Source organism: Geminocystis sp. CENA526 (assembly GCF_050753365.1).
In the GTDB taxonomy this organism is placed as follows: Bacteria; Cyanobacteriota; Cyanobacteriia; order Cyanobacteriales; family Cyanobacteriaceae; genus Geminocystis.
The window spans coordinates 1-1,480 of sequence record NZ_JBLZFY010000267.1 but is presented as its reverse complement, the minus strand read 5'-3'; the positions used below and the strand labels follow the sequence as shown (position 1 = coordinate 1,480).

Below are 1,480 nucleotides of genomic sequence, written 5' to 3'. Positions count from 1 at the left end.
ATTATTCATTATTCATTATTCATTATTCATTATTCATTATTCATTATTCATTATTCATTATTCACTAACTTATGAGTCAACAACCAAAAATAATCGTATTAGATGATGATCCGACAGGTTCTCAAACTGTCCATAGTTGTTTATTATTAATGAAATGGGATATTGATACCCTTCGGGATGGTTTACGAGATGAATCTCCCATTTTCTTTATTTTAACCAACACTAGAGCATTAACCCCAACGGAAGCAAGGGAGGTGACTCAAGATGTTTGTCGTAATTTGAAAACTGCGATCGAATTAGAAGGAATACAAGAGTATTTGGTGGTAAGTCGATCGGACTCCACTTTAAGAGGGCATTATCCCCTAGAAACAGATGTTATAGCCGAAGAATTAGGGGAATTTGACGCACATTTTCTGATACCTGCCTTTTTTGAAGGAGGAAGAATTACCCGTGACTCAATCCATTATCTCCTCGTTAACGGTGTAGAAACTCCTGTGCATGAAACAGAGTTTGCTCAAGATTCCGTATTTGGATATAAATATAGTTACCTTCCTGACTATGTGGAAGAAAAGACGAAAGGAAGAATTACCGCCGATAAAGTGGAAAGATTTTTACTCGTTGACATTAGAAATGGTACACAAAATCGCCTCCGAGAGTTGAAACACAATCAATGTGTGGTAGTCGATGCCGAAAATCAACAGGATTTAGATAAATTAGCCCATGACTTGCTACAAATTGCACAGGAGGGCAAAAAGTTCCTTTTCCGTAGTGCAGCCAGTATTTTAACCTCTTTAGCTAGTTTAGGCAAACAACCAATTCCTGCGGAAAACATGGCTAAATATAAGCCAACCTCTAACTCTGGTGTTATTATAGTGGGTTCTCACGTCAAAAAAACCACTCAGCAATTGACTCAATTATTACAACAACCCGAAATTGTGGGTATTGAAATTGACGTTACTATTTTACGGGATAATTGGCTCGATCGAGATCAAGTAATCAAATCCGCCTTAGATAAAGTAACCCAAGCCTTAAATAACGCTAAAACTCCCGTAGTTTATACCAGTCGTCAAGAGTTAAGTTTTCCCGACATTCACACCAGACTAGAATTTGGTAAACAAGTTTCTGGAGTTTTGATGGATATTGTTAAAGGGTTGCCTTCGGATATTGGCTTTTTAATCAGTAAAGGCGGTATAACTTCCAATGATGTATTAAGCGATGGTTTAGCATTAAAAGAAGCCAGATTACTAGGACAAATTTTAGCAGGATGTTCGGTAATAATTACCCCTGAAAATCATCATCTTTTTCCCAATTTACCCGTAGTGTTATTCCCCGGTAACGTTGGCGATGAAAATGGTTTAGTCACCGCCTATCAGAGAATGAAGAATTAAGAATGAAGAATTAAGAATGAAGAATTAAGAATGAAGAATTAAAAATTGAAAACTCAGTAATTTTGTCTTCCCCCTCTCCCCCCTCTTCCCCC

1 protein-coding gene is annotated in these 1,480 nt (G+C 37.2%); it reads left to right on the top strand.

All coding sequences use genetic code 11. The features are described from left to right. Positions 1-71 precede the first annotated feature (71 nt). Complete coding sequence (locus ACN4EE_RS23290) at positions 72-1,388, top strand: four-carbon acid sugar kinase family protein (RefSeq protein ID WP_431708892.1); 1,317 nt, start codon at positions 72-74, stop codon at positions 1,386-1,388. The last annotated feature ends 92 nt before the right edge of the window (positions 1,389-1,480 follow it).